This window comes from Winogradskyella sp. (assembly GCF_028282165.1).
In the GTDB taxonomy this organism is placed as follows: domain Bacteria; phylum Bacteroidota; class Bacteroidia; order Flavobacteriales; family Flavobacteriaceae; genus Winogradskyella.
Genome location: NZ_JANQIM010000024.1, coordinates 112238 through 132086 on the forward strand (window position 1 = coordinate 112238; position 19849 = coordinate 132086).

The following is a 19849-nucleotide window of genomic DNA, read 5'->3' on the forward strand; positions in this document are numbered from 1 at the left end:
TATGAAACGAAAAGATTTTTTAAGAACCACCGCATTAGGTACATTAGTCACACCCTTTTTTGGGTATGCAGCTGCACAAACTAGTGGTTTCACTAACGAGACCTTTATGCTTGAGGAGGTGCCAAATTCAGTAAAAGAAGTAGTCAAAATCACAAGTGTTAAGGTCTATCGTGTACCAAGAGCTATTTTCATAAAGGTTGAAACAGATGCAGGTGTTAGTGGTTGGGGCGAGGCTGGACATGATAATCCTGCTGTTGTGAGTGAAGTTTTTAGAAGTTTAATAAAGCCAATGGCGTTAAATAAGGATCCTTTCCAAAGTGAAGCTTTGTGGCACGATATGTTGTATTCTGGGGAGGATTTAGGACTTAGCGGTGTACTTACAGCAGCACTTGCAGGTTTTGATAATGCCTTATGGGATCTAAAGGGTAAATTGCTAAACATGCCAGTTTATAAGCTTTTGGGCGGTGCCGGCATGGAAAAAATGAAAGTTTACGGAAGCTTTGGTGTTGATAACGGTAGAAAATCAACAAAAAAAGCACAAGCAGCAGCGCAAGAGTTTCTTGACAATGGTTATGATACGTTCAAACTACGTATGCAAATCCGCATAAAAAACCGAAATCCTGAAAATGATTTAACTGAAAAATACGTCAAAGCAGTTCGTGAGGTTATTGGAGATAATAACACACTTTTTGTTGATTTTAATTATGGTTATACGGCAGGAAAAGCTGTAGAAATGATAAAACGGCTTTATGAAAAGTACAACGTGTCCCTGGTAGAAGAGCCTGTTCATTACCATGATTATAAAGCATTGGCAGAAGTAGTACAGCAAAGTCCAATTCGAATAGCAGCAGGAGAACATCAATTTAACCGATGGGATTTTAAAAATCTTATTCTTCAAGGAAATGTCGGTGTTCTTAATCTGGATGCTACAAAAGGCGGTGGCATTAGCGAAATGAAAAAGGCAGCCGTACTTTGCCAAGCCTTTGAGCGTGAAGTTATGGTACACAACGCCCGACCTACACTTGCAACGGCGGCTTCTCTACATTTGGTGGCGAGTATTTTTAATCCAGCGCGAGTACAGGAATACGGAGGTCCGAGATTGAACATGGGTTTACAAAAATTCTTCAAAAACTATTTTAAGGTTGAACAGAATTACATCTATATACCTCAGGAACCTGGCTTAGGTCTAATTCTAGATGAAAAAGCTTTGGCCGAGTTTCTCGATGATTAAAAACTGAAAGCAAATTTGTTATATAGGTTTTATTATTCTGTCAATAACAATTGAGCATATTGTTTTATTGTTCTAAATTGAACTGAATCCCCAATTCCAGACCTCGTAATTCAGCCATACCTTTTAAACGTCCAATACCTGTATATCCAGGATTAGTTTTCTTATCCAAATCATCTAACATTTGGTGGCCATGGTCTGGGCGCATCGGTACAGGATACTCTTTTTCCTGTTGCATAAGAATGAGTTCCTTCATCACCTTAGCCATTGGTACGTCACCTTCTAAGTGGTTTGCTTCGCGAAAGTTGCCAAATTCATCACGTTGTGTGGCACGAAGATGAATAAAATGAATACGGTCTTTAAATTGGCGCACCATTTCGGGTAAATCATTATCAGCACGAACACCAAAAGAACCTGTACAAAAGGTCAAGCCATTATTAAAGCTATCTGTTTCTGAAAAAATACGCTCAATATCCGATGCCGTACTTACTACTCGTGGTAAACCAAAAATATCGTAAGGGGGATCGTCTGGATGAATACACATGTTTACACCAACTTCTTCACAAACAGGAATGATTTCATCTAAAAATAATTTAAGATGAAGCGACAAACTTTTATGGTCAATATTTGCATACTTGTCTAATTGCTCTTGAAATTGCTTAATAGTATAGCCTTCTTCTGCACCAGGTAAACCTGCGATAATCGTTTTGGTCAATTCATCCTTTTGTGTATCAATCATTGAATTGTATTTATCCTTTGCTACTTTAAGTTGTGTTTCGGTATAGTCGTTTTCAGCATTTGGACGTTTTAAAATATAGACATCAAAGGCTACCAAAGCGGCCATTTCAAAACGTAGGGCTTTGGCGCCATTAGGCAGTTCAAAAGCTAAATCCGTTCGTGTCCAATCAAGAATTGGCATAAAATTATAACAGATAGTTTTGATGCCAGCTTCTGCCATATTGCGAATGCAGTGTTTGTAAATCTTAATATATTCGGGGTAGTTGCCGCTGCGAGTTTTGATGTCCTCGTGCACAGGAATGCTTTCCACTACGCTCCAAATTAAACCCGCTGCTTCAATTTCTGACTTACGTTTGTAAATTTCCTCAAGTGTCCAAAGCTTTCCATTAGGGATGTGGTGCAAAGCGGTCACTACCCCTGTTGCTCCCGCTTGACGAATATCTACAAGGCTTACAGGGTCTTTAGGGCCATACCATCGCATGGTTTGTTCTAGTTTTTTCATATAATTTTTGCAAAAGTGGAAATTTCTTTCCGCAATTCAATTCTTAATTTCCTTAGTTACTTGATAAGTCTATACACCAGAAAATGCACTAAATCCACCATCTACTGGCATCACGATTCCTGTAACGAATTTTGAGGCTTCGCTGCATAAAAAGTGCATGGCACCTAGCAAATCATTTGGTTGTCCAAAGCGGTTCATAGGTGTGTTATTTGTTATAAGCTTAGCGCGATTGGTATAGCTACCGTCTTCGTTGGTTAATAAGGTTCTATTTTGTTCTGTTAAGAAAAAGCCAGGAGCAATGGCATTGACACGAATACCCTCGCCATATTTTTGCGCAAATTCTACTGCCAACCATTGCGTTAGATTGTTTATTGCAGCTTTTGACGAACTGTAACCCATTACCCGTGTCAATGGCTTTTCGGCACTCATGCTCGATATATTGATGATATTTCCTTTTTTTGCCTCAATGAACTGCGGTAAAAAAGCCTTAATGGTTAAGTAAGTTCCGATGTAGTTTAAATCGATAATGGTACGTAAGGCCTCTGTATCACTATCGAGTACGCTTTGTTCTGGTGATATGGTAGCACCTTTCATGTTTCCGCCAGCTGCGTTAACCAAAACATCTATATTGCCATATACCTCTTTGATTTGAGTGGCTACAGCGTTGCAGGCGTCTTCATTAATAACATCACAAGGATAGGCCTCAACGTTGAGGCCTATTTCTGCCAATCGGGATTTGGTGGTATCTACCTCTTCTTGGGTACGTCCTAGTACAATGACTTTGGCACCATTTTGAGTCAGGTATGCAGCCCATTCACTTCCTAAAATGCCTGTACCACCAGTAATTACTATTGTTTTTCCTTCTAAATCAAATAATTCATTCATAGTTTTATAATGAAATTCCTCGTTTCCAAGGGATAAAATCGTCTTGTTCTAATTGTTGTGCTTTACTCTTTTTGCTACCACTGGCAATATCAATGATAATTCCAAGAAGTTCATGTGCGCAGTCCTCAATGGTCTTTTCACCAATAATAATATCCCCAGTACTGTAATCAATAATATCTGGCATGCGTTCTACCAATTCATTATTGCTACTTATTTTAATCACGGGTGCTATGGGATTTCCTGTGGGTGTGCCCAATCCTGTAGTAAATAGGATGATAGTCGCACCACTTCCAGCAAGGCCTGTGGTACTTTCCACATCGTTACCAGGTGTGCATAATAAATGTAAGCCAGACACTTTTATTTGTTCGGCATAATCCAAAACACCAGCTATGGGCATGGTGCCACCTTTTTTGGCTGCACCGGCGCTTTTCATAGCATCGGTTATAAGTCCGTCCTTTATATTGCCAGGTGACGGATTCATATCAAATCCACTACCTACCGCTTCAGCACGATTGGCATAGTTGGTCATCAGTTTCTCAAATTTTTGAATGTCACTAAGGTTTTTCATTCGAGATTTAAGTTGTGGTTCTACACCACAGAGCTCAGGGAATTCTGCCAAAAGGGACGAGCCCCCCAAACTTACAATTACATCACTTAGATAACCTACAACGGGATTTGCCGAAATCCCAGAAAATCCGTCACTACCACCGCATTCTAGACCTATAACTAGTTTTGACAAGGGCGCTGGCTGTCTTTCTATTTTATTTACTTCCACTAAACTTCTAAAGGTTGTTGTTATAGCTTTGGTCAATAATTGTTCTTCACTACCCAATTGTTGCTGCTCAAAAATATGAACTGGCTTTTCGGTAGCAGGACGTAATTCTTTAAGTGCCCTGTTCAATAAACTAATTTGCGCATTTTGACAGCCCAAGCTTAGAACAGTAGCTCCTGAAACATTAGGATTCGCTATATACCCAGCAATGAGTTGACACAACATTTGGGCGTCCTCACGCGTGCCCCCGCAACCTGAATGATGAGTTAAGAATTTAATACCATCAATATTTTTAAAATAGCGATTATTTAGAGTAGTCTGTTCACTCGTTTCCTTATTCATTAAGGACCGCACTAAGGCCTTATACTCATTCTTACGTTTAAAACCCAATTCTTCAAGAAAGGCTTCTTCCATGATCTTAACGTTGCGGTTTTCACAGAAAACCAAAGGGACTACTACCCAAATGTTTTGGGTACCTACTTGGCCATCCTTTCTGTGGTAGCCCATAAACTTTAAATCTTTAAAAGTATCTGTTTCAATTTTTTCGCTTTGAATTGCCGAAATAAGATTCTGATGATTTTCAGTATCATGACTAACATTTCTTAATGAAAGTGTCTGCCCAGACGAAATTGAGGTCTTGGCTCTGCCGACTTTTATGCCATACATTACAATTGCACCATCTTTGGCAATATCCTTAAGTGCAAACTTATGTTTGGGCATGATTCTTTCCTTAATTTCCAACACTATGGAATCAACAGTTTCAATACTACCCGCAGAGAGTGTTTTCAATGCTACAGCACAATTATCATCGGTATGTAACTTTAAGGTGTTCAAAACAAAATATTAGCATGTAAATATATGCGCAATCGTTTGCACAAAGTAAACAAAAATTGTAGATTTGACCTCAATGAAATAGAATTTTTTTGAAAAAATGTAATATTTCGAAGCTGCCTTAGCTTTGTTTAAAGTTGCTTAGAGAAAAAATTGATAAATAAACAAAGTCGAAATGCGGGATAAGATGTTCGCTTTCGCAGAAATTGTATGAAAAAAGTAGTAACTTTTGGTGAAATCATGATGAGGTTAGCACCACCAGGATTCTTAAGATTCTCACAAACAAATACTTTTGACGTCATCTACGGTGGAGGTGAATCTAATGTTGCTGTTTCTTTGGCAAACTATGGTATCCCAGTAAGTTTTGTAACGCGCTTACCTCATAATGACTTAGGGAAATGTGCCATGATGGAACTAAGGAAACGTGGTGTACATGTTGACAATATTATTTGGGGTGGTGAGCGTTTAGGTATTTATTTCTTGGAGACAGGTGCTGTGGCAAGAGGTAGTAAGGTAGTTTATGATCGCGCGCACTCTGGTATGGCAACCATAAAAAAAGGGATGGTCGATTGGGATGAGGTGTTTAAGGATTGTCAATGGTTTCATTGGACTGGAATTACACCAGCCATTTCCCAAGGTGCAGCTGATGCTTGCTTGGAAGCTTGCCAAATAGCCAGTGAAAAGGGTATTACCATTTCAACAGATTTGAATTATCGAGCTAAACTTTGGAAGTATTGTGATGATCCTCATCGTGAAAAAATAATGACAGAACTTACAGGCCATTGTGATATTGTATTGGGAAATGAAGAAGATGCGGAAAAGCATTTCGGAATTCATCCGGAAGGTCTAGATGTTCATAAGCATGGACAGGACGTTAAGGCTGAAGCATTTTTATCGGTTTGCCAACAGATGATAGAAAAGTTCCCAAAAGCCAAAAAGGTTATTACAACTTTAAGAGGTTCCATTTCTGCTTCTCACAATACTTGGGCTGGTGTACTTTATGATGGTAAAAAGATGTACGATACACGTCAATACCAAATTACGGATATTGTAGATCGTGTTGGAGGAGGTGATTCCTTTATGGGCGGCTTGATTTACGGGCTTATCACTTATAAAGGTGATGACCAAAAAGCTTTGGATTTTGCCGTTGCTGCTTCTTGCTTAAAGCATACAATTAAAGGAGACGCTAATCAAGTTACGGTTGAAGAAGTTGAAAAGCTAATGGGTGGAGATGCTTCTGGTCGTGTAGCTAGATAAATTGAAAATATGAGTCGTTTTTCAAAAAAGGATATTATTGTTGCAATGGAAGAAACAGGTATGATTCCTGTATTTAACCACACTGATGTTTCCATTGCCAAGAAAGTACTTGATGCCAGTTATGAAGCTGGTATTAGAGTATTTGAATTTACAAACAGAGGTGACAATGCCTTAGAGGTATTTACTGAACTAACTAAACATGCACAGAAATATGAGGATTTGGTTTTAGGTATTGGGACTATTTTTCATACGGTTAGTGCGGCAGCTTTTTTCGAGGCTGGTGCTCATTTTATTGTTTCGCCTGCTCTTATTCCTGAAATTGCAGAATACGCCTATACTAATAATATTATATACATTCCAGGTTGCGGTACCGTAACTGAAGTCTTTAGGGCGACCCAACTCAGTTGCGAAGTGATTAAGGTATTTCCTGGAAACGTTTTAGGTCCTGAGTTTGTAAAAGCTACCAAAGCCGTTTTGCCACATATTAAAATAATGCCAACAGGTGGTGTAGCACCTACTCAAAAAAACCTTTTAGCGTGGTTTAATTCTGGTGTTAGTTGTGTTGGTATGGGTTCGAAATTGTTTAAGGTATCGGATTTTGAGGACGATACCTTTGCCAGTTTAATAAATAAGATTCAAGACACTTTGATGCTTATTAAAACTATTAGAAGTTAATATGGTTAATAGATTAAAGTTCCTATTTATCTTATTAGTTGTATTGATTTTTTTTGGTTGTGCCGAAGAACAAAAGGTTAAGGTTTTACGACTTGCTCATGGATTGGATACCAATCATCCTGTTCACAAAGCTATGGTTGAATTGGGTAAAAAGCTTAAAGAAAAATCCAAAGGGCGACTTATTGTAAAACTCTATCCTAGTGGTCAATTAGGGGCAGAACGCGAGTGTTTGGAGTTGCTCCAAATCGGAAGTTTGGATATTACTAAAGTATCAGCGGCTGTTTTAGAAAATTTTGTTTCTGATTATAAAGTGTTGAGTATTCCATATCTTTTTAGGGATAGACAGCATGCTTATGATTTTTATGATAGTGCTATTGGTAAGGAATTATTGCATAAAGGTGGTGATTATAGACTTATGGGCCTTTGTTATTACGATGCCGGAAGCCGAAGCTTTTATACCAAAACTAAAGCCATCAGTAGTCCAAACGATCTAGAGGGTTTAAAAATTAGGGTTCAAAAAAGTAATATGGCCGTGGAAATGGTGAAACAACTTGGCGGTGCCCCAACACCAATTTCATGGGGTGAACTATATACGGCCTTACAGCAAGGCGTTGTGGATGGTGCAGAAAACAATTTACCTAGTTTTTTCACCTCTAAACATTATGAAGTGTGCAAGTATTACAGTTTTGATGAACACACCGCAGTACCTGATATTTTGCTCATCGGCACAGAAAGTTGGAATCGGTTAAATACCCAAGAACATCAATGGCTTCAAGAAGCGGCAGATGAATCTGCTATTATTCAACGTCAATTTTGGAAGCAAGCAGAGCAGGAAGCACTTGAAACTATAAAAAGGGCTGGTGTTCGAGTCAATTATCCTGATAAGAATCCCTTTTCTGAAAAAACTAGAGCAATTTTGAATGTTTTCGAGGGTGATTCAGATGCACAAAAACTAATCAGTGATATCAAAAGCATAAATGAATGAGAAGAACGGTAGATACTTTTCTTGAACGTTTGTTGATAGTCATCGTCTTAATTATGTTACTTGCGGTGGTTTGGCAAGTCATTTCGCGTTATGTGTTGGGCTCACCAAGTACCTTTACTGATGAAATTGCAAGTTATTCGCTAATATGGTTGGGTCTTTTTGGCGCCGCTTATGCCACCGGAAAAGAGCTACATTTAGCCATTGATCTTATTCCAAAAAATACTATCGCTAAGTCTCCTCGGTTCTTCCATGGATTTGTTACATTTTTTGTAATTGTATTCGCTATTTTGGTAATGGTCATTGGAGGTCTAAGACTCTGTTGGTTAACATGGGTGTTGGAACAAAAATCAGCCGTATTGAAAATACCATTGGCTTTCGTTTATCTTGTTCTTCCCCTGAGTGGTCTTTTGATCGTGTACTACAGTTTTGATTCGTATCAACAAAAGTTAAAAATACTTTAAAGCAATGGATTATACCCAAATACTCATACTAGTAATTAGCTTTATTGTTTTTCTGTCTTTACGTGTTCCTATTGCCTACAGCATCGGCTTAGCTGCCTTATTTACACTTGTCGTTTCTCTACCGTTAATGCCGGCATTAACCACTTTAGCACAGCGTATGGCAACATCTTTAGATAGTTTTGCTTTATTAGCCATCCCATTTTTTATTTTGGCAGGTCAAGTGATGAATCGCGGTGGAATAGCAACTCGCTTAATTGATTTTGCCAAAGCTATTGTAGGGCCATTACCAGGAGGTTTGGCTTTTGTAAATATAATAGCCTGTATGTTGTTTGGTGCTATATCAGGATCTGCGGTTGCTGCAGCTTCGGCTATTGGCGGTTTTATGAATCCCATGATGGAAAAGGAAGGCTATGATAAATCATTTAGTGCTGCGGTTAATATTACTAGTGCCACTACAGGTCTCATCATACCACCGAGTAATATTCTTATCATTTATTCCTTGGCCAGTGGTGGTGTTTCAATAGCAGCCCTGTTTCTTGCGGGTTATGTACCAGGCATACTTATAGGATTGGCATTGATGCTGGTGGCAGCTATTTATTCTTTTATTAAAAAATATCCTACTGAAAAAAGTGTTGGTCTCAAGATATTCTTTAAACGATTTATAGCTGCATTTCCGAGTTTGCTTTTGTTGGTTATTGTCATAGGCGGGATTGTTGCAGGTATATTTACTGCAACAGAAGCTTCGGCAATTGCCGTGATATACACATTTGTACTTGCCTTTGCCTATAAGGAAATAACGCTCAAAGATGTACCTTCAATTTTGTTGGAAACCGTTAAGACCAATGCCATCGTGATGTTGCTCATTGCAACTTCTGTGGCCATGTCTTGGGTGATGTCTTATGAAAGTATTCCACAGGAAATAAGTGCTGGCCTTCTAGCTGTGAGTGATAATCCTATCGTAATACTAATAATCATAAATCTCATTTTGCTTTTTGTGGGCGTTTTTATGGATATGACGCCAGCTGTATTAATTTTTACGCCCATTTTTTTGCCGATTGTTACTGATATTGGTATCGACCCGATTCATTTTGGTATCATTATGATAATGAATTTGTGTATAGGGCTTTGCACACCGCCAGTGGGTTCGGTATTGTTTGTGGGATGTGGTGTAGCCAATCTAAGTATTCAAAAGGTGGTTAGGCCACTTTTGCCTCTGTTTTTAGTGATGATTGTAGTATTAATCATTATCACTTATGTGCCAGAATTGAGTTTATGGTTGCCCCGAGTGTTCGGATTTTAGTGAGGTAAAGGTCAAAGAAACTATTTAGATCAAGTAATGTAAAAAGGCTAGGCTTTTAAATTATCTAGTAGTAAATAATTATTTTAAGTTTTAAGCTTCAATCATTAAATTGAAAAGACTCAAGAATAGCACAAAATAAATTCGTTATTCTTGAGTCTTATTGAATTACTAAGGTAAAAACTATCTCTTAATGATTTTTAAGGTCTGAGTAGCATCACCTGAAGATAATTGTAGGAAATAAATCCCTTGTTGAAATTGGGACATATTTATTTTATTTTCATCATTGATAAAGGATAAGTTTTCATAAACTTTCCTGCCCAGTATGTTGTATATTGCTACATTTAAGATTTTAAATTCAGAATTAATAGTCAACTCATCTACTACAGGATTCGGATAAACTTCAATATTTTCTATGTCAAAACCATTTACAGAAAGGGTGCGTAATGTTCCGTCTAAATTTAAGGTCCAACCTTCTGTCCAATCATTACCATTTTGTACAGCGCCTACATAATTTACATCTGTAAAGAAAGCATCTAAAGCACCAGCTGCTGTACTATTGGTTGTGCTTGTGCCAACATAGGAATCAACGATGGGGAAGGTGTCTGTAGAATTATCATTTGTTGGTACATATGCGCTATCCTCTGGGTTAAATGTTTCAGCAGTGCTATGAAAACCTGCACCGCCTGCACTAGTGGGATCATTTTCAAAACTTGCAGAATTTCTGAAAAAGCTCACTCCATTTGTAACACCGTCCTCTGACCCGTTACTGAATCTTATACTTACGTCTACTCCTGTAACAACGGCATTATATATTTGGGCAGTGCCGCCATTTCTGATTCTAAATCCAATACCCTCAAAGGCGGCAGACGCATCGTTAAAGGCAGGGCCTGTGATAGTTACATTTGAAAGCAAACCGTTCCCTTCTCTACCTTGTATAGCCTCAGAACCTTCTAACATGTTTACAACCCAAAATTGACCATTACCATCCCAATTGTCGCTCCAACGAATACCTGCTTCAGAAGCAATAGGATCAGTTGAAACCAAATACTTAAAATTAATTGTTCCGTTATTTATTCTTATTCCATTGTCTCCAGGACGAAAAACTTGAATATATTCTGCTACGGTTTGGTCTCCACCATTAGTAAACTGGAAGGCATCGTCATCACTACCAGGATACATTAACCTTACATATCGAATAGTACCTGAATTATCGGTGCCGCCAGCGCCCTCTATACCAATCCCGCTCCACTGACCTCTAGTTGTATCTCCTGGCCCTTGTCCGGGTGCATTCGCCAATGAGTTAAAAACTATGGGATTTGTAGCTGTACCTTGCCAATCTACTAATCCTAATTGATTAACCTCTAGACGTGTACCTGCTGTTTCAGCAAAAATTTGAGTGCCTTCAGTAATTGTAAGTGTTGTGTTTGCCGCAACTTCTACTATACCTTCGATAATCCATAACGAAGAATTATCAAGAGTTTCATCGACACTTATAGTCCCAGTTATTTTTTTAAATGCTTGACCGTTCAATACAACATCTTCTATGTTGTTTTGTGCGGTTGAATAAGTTTGGACTACTAAAAGGAGAGCCATACTTATCATAAGTTTAGAAAAGTAGTTATGCTTCATAATTTGAAATATTTAGTTAAAATTTAGTATTAACGTCTTTTTGTAATTCATAAGAAATATGTAATTAATGCAAACGATTGCATAAAATTAATAGATTTATTATCAATATGCAATTATTATTGGTATAAAAATGTTAATAACTCATTAAGTTTTCTTTAGAAATAGAATTAAATTGCTTAGTAAAATAGTATATTACAGGAGATATTTGTGAATAAGATGATGCTTTAATTTGGAAATGTATGGTCAATGCAAACGAATGCATTTTAGACATGATGTGCAATTTATCTCCTAGGAGAACTAAACTATTCTACCAAAACCTAAGTAGTTGGTATATAAGTATTTAAAAGCAATGAATTTAATATTTTTTTCAGTCCATAACAGATAAATCGAATGTAAGTATTGGCACTTAATAGCTTTTTCCTTTTCTAGGGCTTTGGTATGTTTTTTGTAGCTTTTTTTATATAACTAACTACAATCAAATGCATTATGGCCAGAAAATTAATCCTCCTTTGTGCAGCGCTTCTCTTCTGTTTTGGAAGAATGGATTCTCAGGAAGCCATCGAATGCCAAACTAAGCTTTTAAATTTTCACGAAAAGGTAAAGGCAAAAAAATATGATGAGGCTTATAAGGACTGGCTATATGTAAAAACAAATGTAGCTGTCAGGTTATTATTGCTCTAGTACATCCAGGTCCTAAAAATAATTAGGAGCCTGTTCTTATTGATATAAATCGTAACTTTGAGTTCTCCCAAACGAATTAATTATGTTAGAAAACTTCTGGTTTAATGTGCAATATGGCATTAATCATGTACTTGACCCAAATGGATACGACCATGTCCTGTTCTTAATGGTCCTAGCGGTTCCTTATGTGTTTAAGGATTGGAAACGCGTACTTTTACTTGTATCTATGTTCACCTTAGGTCATACACTGTCCTTGGTTTTAGCAGCTTACGATGTGGTATCTGTAAATGGAAAGCTTGTAGAATTTTTAATTCCGATTACTATTTTAGTTGCGGCCATATATAACGTATTTACGGCTGGGAAAAAAGAAACCAACAAATTAGGATTGCTCTTCTTCACTACCTTAGCTTTTGGACTCATTCATGGCCTTGGCTTTGCCAGGGAGTTTAAGATGTTTGCAGGGCTATCCGAAAATAAAGTTGAGCTCTTAATAGAATTTGCTCTAGGTATTGAAATAGCTCAGGTCATTATCGTTTTTGTTGTTCTGTTTTTGGGCTTCTTATTTCAGACCATTTTCAGGTTTTCGCGTCGTGATTGGGTCATGGTACTTTCGGCAATTGTTATTGGGTTGGTTATACCAATGATTATGGGTAGTGATTTGTTAAACGCTTCCTAATTGATAAAACTTTAACGGCTAGTCCATTGCTATTACAATTCTATCCTTTTATATTCGTTAATAACATCGTACGTTTGTGCAATAAATAAGATTAATGTCAGAGAGTAAACAGTTACGATACGATAAGGCTTATCTCCGAATTGCACACGAATGGGGAAAACTGTCGCATTGCAAGCGTAAACAGGTAGGGGCCATTATAGTAAAAGACCGAATGATTATTTCTGATGGCTACAATGGCACACCAACAGGTTTCGAAAATTATTGTGAAGATGATGAGGGTTACACCAAGTGGTACGTATTACATGCAGAAGCTAATGCCATTTTAAAAGTAGCAGCATCAACGCAATCTTGTAAAGGCGCCACATTATATATCACTTTATCGCCATGCAAAGAGTGTAGCAAGCTGATACATCAAGCGGGAATTATTAGGGTGGTCTATTCGCGAGCATACAAAGATAATTCTGGTCTTGAATTTTTAAAGAAGGCTGGAATAGAATTACAACTTATTGAAGATTTAGAAGCCTAATGGCAACAAAAAATAAATATATACCACTAATTATAGGTGTCGCCATAGCAGCTGGTGTTGTAATAGGCGGAAAATTGAATTTTACGGATACATCTGATCGTTTGTTTACTACTAATAGTAAGAAGGACAAACTTAACCGTTTAATAGATTATATCGATTATGAGTACGTGGATGAGGTTAATACCGATAGTATTGTCGATGTTACGGTTAATGGAATTCTAGATAATCTCGACCCACACTCTACTTATATACCAAAGGAAGATTTAGAACGCATTACACAAAACATGAAAGGTGATTTTGTGGGCATTGGGATTAATTATTATCCTTATAGAGACACTATTGCGGTTATAAAACCTACAGAGGGAGGTCCTAGCGAGCGTGCCGGAATTATAGGAGGAGATCGTATTCTTACGGCAGATGGCGATAAGATTTATGGTCCCGAAGTGACTAACGACTATATTTCAAAAAGACTCAAGGGAGATAAAAACACAAATGTTAAGCTTACCGTATACAGAAAAAGCGAAGATAAAATACTCGAGTTTGACGTAAGGCGAAAAGATATACCTATTAAAAGTGTAGATGCAGCTTACATGTTGACAGATGAACTTGGTTACATAAAAATGAATCGCTTTGCCGAGACTAGTTTTAAAGAGTTTAAATCGGCATTAGAAGAGCTACAAGATCAGGGTGCAAGAAAATTAGCACTGGATTTGCGCGATAATCCTGGGGGTTTCTTAGGCATAGCAGAACAGATAGCCGACGAATTCTTAGAAAATAAAAAACTTATCTTGTTTACTAGGGATAAAAAAGGAAGAGAAGAACGTACCTATGCAACAAAACGGGGAGATTTTGAAGACGGTGAAATTTATATTCTAATAAATGAAAATTCTGCCTCAGCCAGCGAGGTCATTGCGGGTGCACTTCAAGATAATGACAAAGGGATTATTGTTGGTAGGCGGTCTTATGGTAAAGGATTAGTACAACGCGAAATGGCTTTAGGTGACGGAAGTGCTGTTAGGTTAACCGTGTCGAGATATTACACCCCGACAGGAAGATCTATCCAAAGGCCATATACCAATGGGGACAGTCGTTCCTATTATAATGATTATTTCAAGCGCTTAAGAACTGGTGAATTGGTAGATGTAGATAATATTAAGGTTGATGACTCCTTAAAATTTACCACTCCTAAAGGGAAAGTGGTTTATGGAGGAGGTGGTATAATTCCAGATATTTTTGTTCCTGTAGACCAATCATTCAATAATGAAACTATTAATTATCTAAGGCGAAGAGATCACTTTGGTTATTTTGTTTTTGAAGAGTTAGACAGGGACAGAACGGTTTATGAGCATGTTACCAAATACGATTTTATCAATAATTTTGAAGTAAGCGATGATATTGTGGTACGTTTTCAAGATTACGTTAATCGAAGAGAGGGGACTAATATTTCCTTTGTGGCCTATAATGATGAAATTAGACGATTAATAAAGGCTACTTTAGCTAAACAGTTGTTTGATGATAACGCTTTTGAGGAAATTCTCAATAAGGAAGACGTCATGGTACAAGAAGTAATACTTCTCAGTACAGAATATCCTAACTTTAAACAGTAAGCTTATCGTGCACTTTGGTGTGTTTTCCGCCATTCCAAAGTGTTAGTATGTCTGTGGCCACATGTGATCCGCTGCCACAAGCTATAGAGAACTGACTCCTCCAACCTGCCAAAGTACCAGCGACATAGAGGTTTTCTTCTATTAAGTGATCCGTGTTTTTTAACCAGATTCTGTCTTTTTCAATCACAGCTCTAGGATGAGGTTCAATAAAAGGTTCTAATCCTTTAATGGTGATGAGACTTGTATAACCAACAGCAATAATCACAATCTTAGAGATGTATTCGTTTTTGTTGGTAGTGATTTTAAAACCTTCTAATTGTTTTTCAATAGACTTAACTTTTTCCTTTTCAATTTGAACCACATGAGAATATAAATCCTTAAGCTGTTGTTTTCCGCTTTCAAGAATATCTCTTCCCAAAGTGCCAGGTTGCAAACCAAGAACATTGTTAAACAATGCATTCTGTAGGTGCGATGCCTTTTGGTGAGCTATAATACCAATTTGTTTATCCTTTGCATAGGCTTTGTCCTTGGCTGAGCCTAAAACCAAAGCACAGGAGAGTCCTGCTGCTCCACCGCCAATAATTAGAACATCAAAATTCATTTACGCTTCTTGCTAAGGGTTTCAATTTTTTTGGATATACGAAGAATTTGAAGCAAAATAATGGCACACAAAGCTGCTATAATAGTGAGTATTGCCGTGTAGCTTTCACCTTCAAACAATGCATCAAAATTCAATTTTGTAGCATTAAAAACGATAAGTGCAACGGCAATAAATGTTAGAATTAAAGTAAATATCTTCATTAGGTCAAATGTTAAACAAATAAAGCCTTGATATTATGGGCAAATAATTTTACGGCTATGGCTAACAAAATTACGCCAAAAACTTTTCTTATAATGTTAATTCCATTTTTTCCTATCGCTCGTTCAATTCTTGCGGATGTTTTAAGTACAATATAAATAAAAATAACATTGCAAATAACCGCTACAATAATGTTCTCTATTCTAAACTCGGCGCGTAAAGATAACAGTGTTGTTAAACTACCTGGGCCTGCAATAAGCGGAAATGCCAAGGGAAATACCGAAGCCGTAATAGCCTCATCGCCATTGTCTTTGTATAAGGTAATTCCAAGAATCATCTCTAGAGCAATAAAAAACAATACAAACGCACCAGCAACTGCAAACGAATTAACATCAATACCAATCAATGATAGCATGCTTTTTCCAAGAAATAAAAATGCTATCATTATTATTCCGGCAATTAAGGACGCCTTCTCGCTCTGAATATGCCCAGCTTTTTTACGTAAATCTATAATGATAGGAATATTACCAATGATATCTATCACGGCAAATAGAACCATAAAAGCGGTGAAAATTTCTTTAAAAACTAACTCCATAACACTCGATTTTGAAATTCGCCGCAAAGGTGCAATTTAATTAGTGATTTCCAATATTAAATTACAGTAAAGTTTAACTATTTTTACGGCATGTTTCAACTAGGAAAAACCATAGTTTCGGAAGATATTATAGAAAAGGATTTTGTCTGTAATTTGTCGGCTTGCAAAGGAGCCTGTTGTGTAGATGGGGATGCTGGTGCGCCTTTGGATAAAGACGAAATAAAAATTCTCGATGATATCTACCCTAAAGTAAAACCTTTTCTAAGAAAAGAAGGAATAGAAGTCATTGAGGCCCAAGGGACTTCTGTGAAAACGGTATTTGGGGATCTTGAGACACCTCTGGTTAATGGAGCTGAGTGTGCCTATGTAATTTTTGATGAAAACAACACAGCGCTTTGTGGTATTGAAGAGGCTTATAACCAAGGGGAAATCGATTGGAAAAAACCACTGTCGTGCCACTTATATCCCATACGCGTCAAGGACTATTCTGAATTTTCTGGAGTCAATTATGAGAAGTGGGATATCTGTGACCCTGCTTGTGCACTTGGGAAAGAATTACAAGTCCCTGTTTACAAATTCGTTAAAGAAGCTCTTATTAGAAAGTTTGGTGAAGATTGGTATGCAGAATTAGAAAAGGTGGCAAAACATAAACTCGACAACTAAATACTAAATAGGAATATTGAGTGTAACTCGCGTTCCAGTAGGCGTATCCTTTTCGTAGAGATCGTCAATATTAAGTGAGTAAGAGTTATCAAAGGCCTTAGAGAAGTTTGCCAAACGAGCTTTTGTGATATCAATACCCACAGATTTGCGTTTCAGTTTTTTATTGTCTCTTATTTTCTTTGATGCAATTCTCCCTATTCCGTTGTCAGTAATCTCAACAGTGATATAATCGGATGAGTTTTTAGAAACATTGAGGTCAATTCTTTTGTCGTCTGTTTTAGAAAATAAACCATGCCAAAGTGCATTTTCTAAAAAAGGTTGAAGTATTAAGGACGGAACTTTGGTGACTTCAGTATTTATGGAATCGTCCACATTGATTTTAAAATCTATTTCGTTATCAAATCTTATATTTTCTATGTTCATATAGAGTTGCATGGTCTCTAATTCATCTTGGAGAGAGGTGTCTTTCTCTTTAGAGGCCATTAGGATTTTGCGCATAAGTTTTGAAAACTTATTGAGGTAATACACCGCATTTTCCTTTTCATTATTAATGATATAAAGCTTAATAGAATTCAACGAGTTGAAAATAAAGTGTGGATTCATCTGACTCCGAAGCATGTCTTGTTCTAAGGTCAAAATCTGCTTATCTCGTTTTAGAGTTCGGGTTCTGTTGATTATAAACATAGCCATCACAATTAAAACCAACACTAGCATAGAATACCAAAAAATATTTTTATTTCGTTCTAATCGCTGTCGCACTTTTTCGTTCTCTGAAGCTAAGGCCTTAATTTGATTGTTTTTGTTTTCGTTTTCATACTGAATAACAATGTCATTGACATATTGTAGATTTTGTTCAGTTAATATAGTATTTTCAATATCAACAGCGTTTTGATAATAATCTAAAGCAGCTTTATAATTCCTTTTTTCTTGATGGATTTCAGAAAGTAATCTGCTCGAGACGACTTCAGAGGATTTAAGGTTATAAGTCTTTGATACTTCCAGCCCTTGTTTGAGATGATCTTCAGCTTCGGAGATTTGATTTAATTTAATTTCCAGCTGCCCTAGACTAATGTATGATGATGCAATGTAAAATTGATCTTTTAAGGCCAGTGCTTTTTTAAGAGCATCTTTAATGATGGGCTCTGCTTTACTGTAATCTTCTTTTTTTAAATAAATGCCACCAATACTATTAAAACATATCATTCTTCCGATATCAGAATTTATGGCCTCATTATAATACAAGGACTTCTCATAATTTGCCAAGGCCACATCCAGATTGCCTTTTCCTTCTTCAGCATAACCTATGTTGTGATAGTTTATGGCTAGGCCTAACTTATTATCAGCTTTTTCTTCAATCTTTAATGATTTTTTAAACTGAATTATAGCTATGTCATATTGTTCGAGCGCCAAATAAATATTTCCAATACTATTTTGAGAAACAGCAATGTTATAACTTACTGTTGGTGTAGGATTATTAACTTCATAGGCTATTTTTAAAGCTTGGGTATGGTAATCCAAGGCAGATTTAATAACATCCATTCTTCGATAAGCGACTCCTATCATATTTAAGCTAACAATTCTTAGTTCGTTACTGTTAGCTTTATCGGCATAAGACTTAGCTTCTTCATGAAGTGCTATGGATTTATTGTAGTTAGAAATGTTTCTGTTAATGACACCCAGAGCATTTAAAGCATAGCTAGTGCCTTCATTATAGGTGTTTAACTTTGAAGCTTCTAAAAACAGCTTCATTTTTAAGCTATCTCTTTGAAAAGGTTTTATTAAAGAGTCAATACCAGAGTAAGTAGCGGGTTTGTTTTTATTTAAATAATCTATGATGTCGTTAAACGCTTCTAAATTCTGGGCATTGCTAATTTGATTTACTAATAAGAATAGTAGAATGACAAAAAAGTGATATGATACTTTAAGGCTCAATTTTAGGGCTATAGCTTTTCGAGAAAATCGGATTTACGTTGTCTTGCTACAGGAATTTTATGATTACTGTCCATAACGACATAACCTTCATTTTTTATGAAAGCTTTTATTTTGCCAAGGTTAATGATATAAGAGTTGTGTATCCTGAAAAAATAGTGTTCTGGTAAAATAGCATCGACCTCTTTTAGCTTTTTTGTCACTACTATTTTCTTTTCGTCTTTAAGGAATAGTGTGCTGTAGTTACCGTCTGAAGCTACATAGATAATATCATCTACATCTAAAAACAGAAGTTTCCCGTCTGTATTAATTGTAATACGTTTTTTATCGAATTTTGAATTAAAATTCAACAACATGTTTTCTATTTTAGAAATGCTGAATTGACGATTACTGTGCTTTTTTATTTTACTAAGCGTATCTCTTAAATCATCAGAGTCTATGGGTTTTAACAGGTAATCTATAGCGTCATGCTTCAACGCTTTTATAGCATACTCATCGTATGCAGTCGTAATAACTACTGCAAAATTTATATCATCTAATTGCTCTAAAAACTGAAATCCACCAATGGTAGGCATCTGTATATCTAAAAAAAGACAATCAGGCGTATTTAAAGCCAAGTATTTCAAAGCTTCTTCAGGATTTGTAAACGATTGCATAATTTCAATTTCCTCCTTAAAGTTACCAAGTTCCCATATTAAGCTTTGAATAGCTTTTGGCTCGTCATCTACAATTACAGCTTTTAACATAATTAAATTTCTATATTATAAAGATATACATATAAAGGTTTTCTTTAATATGTTTATGTATATCGTGTAGTGTTTTATGTATAATGTGTTAAAATTTAATTCTTGGATTTAAGTCCATCCATTCATACACTTTTTTTTACCAATTATACAATAGTATAAAGCTATGAGTATATTTATTTAGATATTTAAATAACAAAACTGACCAATATTAAGAATAAATGAGGGTTTGTTCTTAAACAGTTTAACGCTATTAATCGATTAAAAGTCAGGATTTTTAAATCTTGACTTTTATTTTCAGTTTTAATTTTGTTACAAGCAATTTTAAGTGTTGCTTTTTCATTTCTTAGTTAGTTATTATGGAAAA

The 19849-nt window shown here is 36.5% G+C and carries 19 protein-coding genes; 10 read left to right on the plus strand and 9 right to left on the minus strand.

Annotated features, from left to right (window positions below; all coding sequences use genetic code 11):
• The first annotated feature begins 1 nt into the window (after nt 1).
• Nucleotides 2-1231, plus strand: coding sequence for a mandelate racemase/muconate lactonizing enzyme family protein (locus tag Q0972_RS09615; RefSeq protein ID WP_299365264.1), 1230 nt, complete (start codon nt 2-4; stop codon nt 1229-1231).
• A 64-nt stretch (nt 1232-1295) separates the two neighbouring features.
• Here the strand turns inward: Q0972_RS09615 and uxuA are convergent, their stop codons facing one another.
• The 3 genes from uxuA to Q0972_RS09630 form a co-directional block, all read right to left on the minus strand.
• Nucleotides 1296-2468, minus strand: a complete 1173-nt coding sequence (gene uxuA, locus Q0972_RS09620) for a mannonate dehydratase (RefSeq protein ID WP_299365267.1) — start codon at nt 2466-2468, stop codon at nt 1296-1298.
• A gap of 69 nt (nt 2469-2537) precedes the next feature.
• Nucleotides 2538-3353 (minus strand): SDR family oxidoreductase, encoded by an 816-nt coding sequence (locus Q0972_RS09625; protein WP_299365269.1) that lies wholly within the window; start codon nt 3351-3353, stop codon nt 2538-2540.
• 4 nt (nt 3354-3357) lie between these two features.
• On the minus strand, nt 3358-4959 hold the full coding sequence (locus tag Q0972_RS09630; RefSeq protein WP_299365271.1) for a UxaA family hydrolase: 1602 nt from the start codon (nt 4957-4959) through the stop codon (nt 3358-3360).
• Nucleotides 4960-5166: 207 nt separating this feature from the next.
• Between Q0972_RS09630 and Q0972_RS09635 the strand changes: the two genes are divergently transcribed.
• From Q0972_RS09635 to Q0972_RS09655, 5 genes are read left to right on the plus strand one after another with little or no spacing between them, the layout of a single operon-like run.
• Nucleotides 5167-6213: a sugar kinase gene (locus Q0972_RS09635; protein WP_299365273.1), complete on the plus strand. Its 1047-nt coding sequence runs from the start codon at nt 5167-5169 to the stop codon at nt 6211-6213.
• Between the two features lie 9 nt (nt 6214-6222).
• On the plus strand, nt 6223-6888 hold the full coding sequence (locus tag Q0972_RS09640; RefSeq protein ID WP_299365275.1) for a bifunctional 4-hydroxy-2-oxoglutarate aldolase/2-dehydro-3-deoxy-phosphogluconate aldolase: 666 nt from the start codon (nt 6223-6225) through the stop codon (nt 6886-6888).
• Between the two features lies 1 nt (nt 6889).
• Complete coding sequence (locus tag Q0972_RS09645) at nt 6890-7873, plus strand: TRAP transporter substrate-binding protein (protein ID WP_299365277.1); 984 nt, start codon at nt 6890-6892, stop codon at nt 7871-7873.
• On the plus strand, nt 7870-8334 hold the full coding sequence (locus Q0972_RS09650; protein ID WP_299365279.1) for a TRAP transporter small permease: 465 nt from the start codon (nt 7870-7872) through the stop codon (nt 8332-8334). The genes Q0972_RS09645 and Q0972_RS09650 overlap by 4 nt, the downstream gene beginning before the upstream one ends.
• A gap of 4 nt (nt 8335-8338) precedes the next feature.
• Nucleotides 8339-9634, plus strand: a complete 1296-nt coding sequence (locus Q0972_RS09655; RefSeq protein WP_299365281.1) for a TRAP transporter large permease — start codon at nt 8339-8341, stop codon at nt 9632-9634.
• 180 nt (nt 9635-9814) lie between these two features.
• Here Q0972_RS09655 and Q0972_RS09660 read toward each other — a convergent pair whose 3' ends face one another.
• Nucleotides 9815-11263 (minus strand): T9SS type A sorting domain-containing protein, encoded by a 1449-nt coding sequence (locus Q0972_RS09660; RefSeq protein ID WP_299365283.1) that lies wholly within the window; start codon nt 11261-11263, stop codon nt 9815-9817.
• Nucleotides 11264-12026: 763 nt separating this feature from the next.
• On the opposite strand from Q0972_RS09660, the gene Q0972_RS09665 reads away from it, so the two are divergent.
• The 3 genes from Q0972_RS09665 to Q0972_RS09675 all read left to right on the plus strand — a co-directional run bounded on the left by Q0972_RS09665 (nt 12027) and on the right by Q0972_RS09675 (nt 14753).
• Nucleotides 12027-12620 carry a HupE/UreJ family protein gene (locus Q0972_RS09665; RefSeq protein WP_299365285.1) on the plus strand — a complete coding sequence of 198 codons (594 nt, stop codon included), beginning with the start codon at nt 12027-12029 and terminating at the stop codon, nt 12618-12620.
• Between the two features lie 94 nt (nt 12621-12714).
• The gene (locus Q0972_RS09670) at nt 12715-13146 is read left to right on the plus strand and encodes a dCMP deaminase family protein (protein WP_299365287.1); all 432 of its coding nucleotides are present in this window, start codon (nt 12715-12717) and stop codon (nt 13144-13146) included.
• On the plus strand, nt 13146-14753 hold the full coding sequence (locus tag Q0972_RS09675; protein WP_299365288.1) for a S41 family peptidase: 1608 nt from the start codon (nt 13146-13148) through the stop codon (nt 14751-14753). The genes Q0972_RS09670 and Q0972_RS09675 overlap by 1 nt, the downstream gene beginning before the upstream one ends.
• Here the strand turns inward: Q0972_RS09675 and Q0972_RS09680 are convergent.
• Genes Q0972_RS09680 through Q0972_RS09690 form a run of 3 tightly spaced genes read right to left on the minus strand, consistent with a single transcriptional unit; the run spans nt 14743 to nt 16147 of the window.
• Nucleotides 14743-15354 (minus strand): NAD(P)/FAD-dependent oxidoreductase, encoded by a 612-nt coding sequence (locus Q0972_RS09680; protein WP_299365290.1) that lies wholly within the window; start codon nt 15352-15354, stop codon nt 14743-14745. The genes Q0972_RS09675 and Q0972_RS09680 overlap by 11 nt on opposite strands.
• A complete protein-coding gene (locus Q0972_RS09685) occupies nt 15351-15554 on the minus strand; it encodes a hypothetical protein (protein ID WP_299365292.1) in 204 nt (67 codons plus the stop codon). The genes Q0972_RS09680 and Q0972_RS09685 overlap by 4 nt, the downstream gene beginning before the upstream one ends.
• A gap of 11 nt (nt 15555-15565) precedes the next feature.
• Entirely contained in the window at nt 15566-16147 is a 582-nt protein-coding gene (locus Q0972_RS09690; protein WP_299365294.1) for a MarC family protein, read from the minus strand.
• 90 nt (nt 16148-16237) lie between these two features.
• Between Q0972_RS09690 and Q0972_RS09695 the strand changes: the two genes are divergently transcribed.
• Nucleotides 16238-16810, plus strand: coding sequence for a DUF3109 family protein (locus Q0972_RS09695; RefSeq protein ID WP_299365296.1), 573 nt, complete (start codon nt 16238-16240; stop codon nt 16808-16810).
• A gap of 3 nt (nt 16811-16813) precedes the next feature.
• On the opposite strand, the gene Q0972_RS09700 is transcribed toward Q0972_RS09695, so the two are convergent.
• On the minus strand, nt 16814-18742 hold the full coding sequence (locus Q0972_RS09700) for a tetratricopeptide repeat protein (RefSeq protein WP_299365298.1): 1929 nt from the start codon (nt 18740-18742) through the stop codon (nt 16814-16816).
• 8 nt (nt 18743-18750) lie between these two features.
• The gene (locus Q0972_RS09705) at nt 18751-19485 is read right to left on the minus strand and encodes a LytTR family DNA-binding domain-containing protein (RefSeq protein WP_299365300.1); all 735 of its coding nucleotides are present in this window, start codon (nt 19483-19485) and stop codon (nt 18751-18753) included.
• Between the last annotated feature and the right edge of the window lie 364 nt (nt 19486-19849).

Coding starts and splice junctions, on each gene's coding strand:
- Q0972_RS09615 (WP_299365264.1), top strand. CDS start 2: ATGAAACGAAAAGATTTTTTAAGAACCACCGCATTAGGTACATTAGTC.
- uxuA (WP_299365267.1), bottom strand. CDS start 2,468: ATGAAAAAACTAGAACAAACCATGCGATGGTATGGCCCTAAAGACCCT.
- Q0972_RS09625 (WP_299365269.1), bottom strand. CDS start 3,353: ATGAATGAATTATTTGATTTAGAAGGAAAAACAATAGTAATTACTGGT.
- Q0972_RS09635 (WP_299365273.1), top strand. CDS start 5,167: ATGAAAAAAGTAGTAACTTTTGGTGAAATCATGATGAGGTTAGCACCA.
- Q0972_RS09640 (WP_299365275.1), top strand. CDS start 6,223: ATGAGTCGTTTTTCAAAAAAGGATATTATTGTTGCAATGGAAGAAACA.
- Q0972_RS09645 (WP_299365277.1), top strand. CDS start 6,890: ATGGTTAATAGATTAAAGTTCCTATTTATCTTATTAGTTGTATTGATT.
- Q0972_RS09650 (WP_299365279.1), top strand. CDS start 7,870: ATGAGAAGAACGGTAGATACTTTTCTTGAACGTTTGTTGATAGTCATC.
- Q0972_RS09655 (WP_299365281.1), top strand. CDS start 8,339: ATGGATTATACCCAAATACTCATACTAGTAATTAGCTTTATTGTTTTT.
- Q0972_RS09660 (WP_299365283.1), bottom strand. CDS start 11,263: ATGAAGCATAACTACTTTTCTAAACTTATGATAAGTATGGCTCTCCTT.
- Q0972_RS09665 (WP_299365285.1), top strand. CDS start 12,027: ATGTTAGAAAACTTCTGGTTTAATGTGCAATATGGCATTAATCATGTA.
- Q0972_RS09670 (WP_299365287.1), top strand. CDS start 12,715: ATGTCAGAGAGTAAACAGTTACGATACGATAAGGCTTATCTCCGAATT.
- Q0972_RS09675 (WP_299365288.1), top strand. CDS start 13,146: ATGGCAACAAAAAATAAATATATACCACTAATTATAGGTGTCGCCATA.
- Q0972_RS09680 (WP_299365290.1), bottom strand. CDS start 15,354: ATGAATTTTGATGTTCTAATTATTGGCGGTGGAGCAGCAGGACTCTCC.
- Q0972_RS09685 (WP_299365292.1), bottom strand. CDS start 15,554: ATGAAGATATTTACTTTAATTCTAACATTTATTGCCGTTGCACTTATC.
- Q0972_RS09690 (WP_299365294.1), bottom strand. CDS start 16,147: ATGGAGTTAGTTTTTAAAGAAATTTTCACCGCTTTTATGGTTCTATTT.
- Q0972_RS09695 (WP_299365296.1), top strand. CDS start 16,238: ATGTTTCAACTAGGAAAAACCATAGTTTCGGAAGATATTATAGAAAAG.
- Q0972_RS09705 (WP_299365300.1), bottom strand. CDS start 19,485: ATGTTAAAAGCTGTAATTGTAGATGACGAGCCAAAAGCTATTCAAAGC.